Source organism: Shigella sp. FC1567, from assembly GCF_001743015.1.
In the GTDB taxonomy this organism is placed as follows: Bacteria; Pseudomonadota; Gammaproteobacteria; order Enterobacterales; family Enterobacteriaceae; genus Escherichia; species Escherichia coli.
The window spans coordinates 1-2,924 of sequence record NZ_MIIV01000197.1 but is presented as its reverse complement, the minus strand read 5'-3'; the positions used below and the strand labels follow the sequence as shown (position 1 = coordinate 2,924).

Genomic DNA, 2,924 nt, shown 5'->3' with positions numbered 1-2,924 from the left:
ACTGTTACGACAACGCTCCGATGGAAAGCTTCTGGGGAACGCTGAAAAATGAGAGCCTGAGCCACTATCGTTTTAATAACCGGGATGAAGCCATCTCAGTAATACGGGAATACATTGAGATTTTCTACAATCGTCAGCGTCGTCACTCTCGTCTGGGGAATATCTCCCCGGCAGCCTTCAGGGAAAAATATCATCAGATGGCTGCTTAAAAAAAGAACAAATGGTAGTGTCCGCTATTGCCAGTACACCTCACTGAGCCGGAGATTCCGGATCAACGGCAATGCTGACCACCGTCTCTTCCTGTGGTGGATTCTGTTGCTGGTGGGCGTGAGGCAGCAGCGCAAGATTTTTTGTGCGCTGCTTCAGTATGCTGGTGGCGGTCTGCTCTCCCGGCACGATGTCGCTTTCACGGTACATTGAGCGGATTTTTTCCGCACGCAACCCCAGCGAACGACGTAATACTGCTTCCGGTAGCGCGTCCGCCACCTGATTGCGGACCGCCCACCAGGATAATTCAGCCAGAGATAATTCACGCTCCTGCGTACCGCTTATTGCGTGACCGATGACGTCAATCATCCATGCTGACAGGTTTTGATGAGCAAGTTGCTCGAGTGATTCGGATGTCTGGTCACGCAACTGGTTGTCGCAGTGCCAGCACAACACCATTGCGCCGGTACCATAACGGTGAATGACGGTTTCGCTGTGATGATAATCGCCGTGTGGCCACTGGCAGGATTTAATATGGCGCAACAGCCAGTCAGACAATGCACCAGCACCACCAGCAGCACGAATCACCCGTGCGTTACTGAAAAACGGCAGCAATGTTTTGTCTTCCACTAGCGGCTGGCGAACGGCAGGAACGACCCCGGACGGCAGATTACGCATGCTTTTCGGTTCCGGCTCCACCAGTACCCGGGTATTGTGGAATACCGGCATGGATTCACGGCCTGGCTTAAGGACCACCAGCCCGAGTTCCGGAACCAGAACAGGTCGAAGTAATACCCGCACATTACCTCCAGATCCGTTGCTGGAATGTGCAGGACGGACGCGGTGGCCGTTCGGAATAAGGGAGCCTGACGAAGATTATCCAGTGACGATAATCGAGACTGAGGGCTTTCTTAATCTCGTATCCGTGTCTGCGGTAGCGCTGAATCAGCCATTCAGCCTGTTCTTCGGTGCAGGGGTCGTGCTGATACCAGTCAGATTTGAATGCATGAGAACGCCGCCCGTGCCTGCTGGCAGGCGCGGCAGAGTTATCCGAATTGTAAAATTTGGTATCGTGCGCCATCTGTTTTCTCTGCTGGCGCAGCAGGTGCCAGTTGTTCAGGCTGACGGATGGATTGTAAACCAGAACGACCAGAAAAAACAAAACCCGCCGAAGCGGGTTAAGTGCGGGTGCGTTGAGGATGCCTGACACATCAGCGGTGGCGAGGGATTTCTCCCCCGCCGGGTCTCTTACTCCTCAGGTTCGTAAGCTGTGAAGACAGCGACCTCCGTCTGGCCGGTTCGGATTCGTACCTCGCAGAGGTCTTTCCTCGTTACCAGTGCCGTCACTATGACGGTTAAACAGATGACGATAAGGGCGATTAACATCGCCTTTTGCTGCTTCATAGCCTGCTTCTCCTTGCCTTTCGGCACGTAAGAGGCTAACCTACATGTGTTCAGCATGGATTGAGCCTCAGATTAATGTTAAGCGTCTTGCAGGACGCGTAGTGTTAACTGGGGCTTTTCTCTATCTGCCTTTTGGTGTTCATGCCTGAGACAGATAGCCTCAAGCACCCGCAGTCATTCTACTTAACTAAGATTTCCCTGCAAACCGTTTTTGTCCGGCACAGTAAATATCCAACTAAACCAATAGCGTTCGCTGTATTTACCGCCAGTATTCAATGCACATGACCGCCATGAACACCCCTAAAAAAAGGGCATTTATATGTCCAAACATTAATATCAAAACATCAATTTTTTCCATATACCTTGCTGTGAAGATGATGGGCATACATGATGCGAACAACCAGAACGCAACAAACAAAAACTGCAATGCGTTTTTCATTATTCCCCCTACAATCAATGTGCAATAACATTTAAACACACCTCAATTTGGCCGGACATATAAATATCTAAACCAGAAAAAATCACTTACATAGCGTTACAAACTCTTTAGTCTAAATACTCATCGTAAAACATTCCCCATACTTATCAGTCCGTTCCGCGCCAGGTAGCTTATTGCCTTATCTGGCAACCTATAATCAGGTTTCCGCTTTTTCAGTTGGCTGGTCGTTTAACCGACATAGTTAACCCATTAATCTGGTTGCCGGATGCTGGTGGATTTTCGCGTTTTAGTTGTTCATAAAAGTGCACAGCTTTAACCAGTTCTTCTGATGTAACCGGGACTGGTGGGGCAGTGAATAAGGCCTGAATTTCATAGTTCGGCCTGTCGTTACAATCCTCTTTTTTCGGTACATATTTCCAGTCACCAACCCACAACTCCCCCTGAGAGTCCATAACACCTTTTTTCACGTAGCGATATCGCCACGCTATCGGCTCTGCTTCCAGCGATGCCCGTGCAATTTTGAATAACTCGCCCTCTACTCGCGCCATCCCTGAATTGGGGTGGCATTTCGTAATCGCTATTTTTAATTTGGCTTCTTCGATTAATTGTTCTTTTGTTAATTCAGTCATTTTCATTACCGCCCTTTCAGGCGGCGGTAATGCTGCCAACTTACTGATTTAGTGTATGATGGTGATTTTAAGGTGCTTGCGTGGCTTCCATTTCCATCAGATGTCCTTCCTGCTCCGCTACTGAAGGCGTGGTGCGTAACGGCAAAAGCACTGCCGGACATCAGCGCTATCTCTGCTCTCATTGCCGTAAAACATGGCAACTACAGTTCACTTACACCGCCTCTCAGCCCGGTACGCACCAGAAA

The 2,924-nt window shown here is 49.4% G+C and carries 5 protein-coding genes and 1 pseudogene; 2 read left to right on the top strand and 4 right to left on the bottom strand.

Annotated features, from left to right (window positions below; translation table 11 throughout):
- Positions 1–209, top strand: a 209-nt coding sequence (locus tag BHE85_RS12720; RefSeq protein WP_001073957.1) for an IS3 family transposase, incomplete at its 5' end; no start/stop codon positions are given.
- Between the two features lie 49 nt (positions 210–258).
- Here BHE85_RS12720 and BHE85_RS12710 read toward each other — a convergent pair.
- The 4 genes and pseudogenes from BHE85_RS12710 to BHE85_RS12680 all read right to left on the bottom strand — a co-directional run.
- A pseudogene (locus BHE85_RS12710) lies at positions 259–1,008 on the bottom strand (DUF968 domain-containing protein); the annotation flags it as partial.
- Position 1,009: 1 nt separating this feature from the next.
- A complete protein-coding gene (locus tag BHE85_RS12705) occupies positions 1,010–1,288 on the bottom strand; it encodes a hypothetical protein (protein WP_000929754.1) in 279 nt (92 codons plus the stop codon).
- A gap of 167 nt (positions 1,289–1,455) precedes the next feature.
- Entirely contained in the window at positions 1,456–1,611 is a 156-nt protein-coding gene (gene hokD, locus BHE85_RS12695; RefSeq protein ID WP_000813254.1) for a type I toxin-antitoxin system toxin HokD, read from the bottom strand.
- A gap of 651 nt (positions 1,612–2,262) precedes the next feature.
- Positions 2,263–2,679 carry a hypothetical protein gene (locus tag BHE85_RS12680; protein ID WP_005069274.1) on the bottom strand — a complete coding sequence of 139 codons (417 nt, stop codon included), beginning with the start codon at positions 2,677–2,679 and terminating at the stop codon, positions 2,263–2,265.
- Between the two features lie 80 nt (positions 2,680–2,759).
- Between BHE85_RS12680 and BHE85_RS12675 the strand changes: the two genes are divergently transcribed.
- A partial coding sequence (locus BHE85_RS12675; protein WP_047664789.1) for an IS1 family transposase occupies positions 2,760–2,924 on the top strand: 165 nt, incomplete at its 3' end.

Bases quoted from the DNA above. Each gene is read 5' to 3' on its own strand.
- BHE85_RS12705 (WP_000929754.1), bottom strand. From the start codon at position 1,288: ATGGCGCACGATACCAAATTTTACAATTCGGATAACTCTGCCGCGCCT.
- BHE85_RS12680 (WP_005069274.1), bottom strand. From the start codon at position 2,679: ATGACTGAATTAACAAAAGAACAATTAATCGAAGAAGCCAAATTAAAA.
- hokD (WP_000813254.1), bottom strand. From the start codon at position 1,611: ATGAAGCAGCAAAAGGCGATGTTAATCGCCCTTATCGTCATCTGTTTA.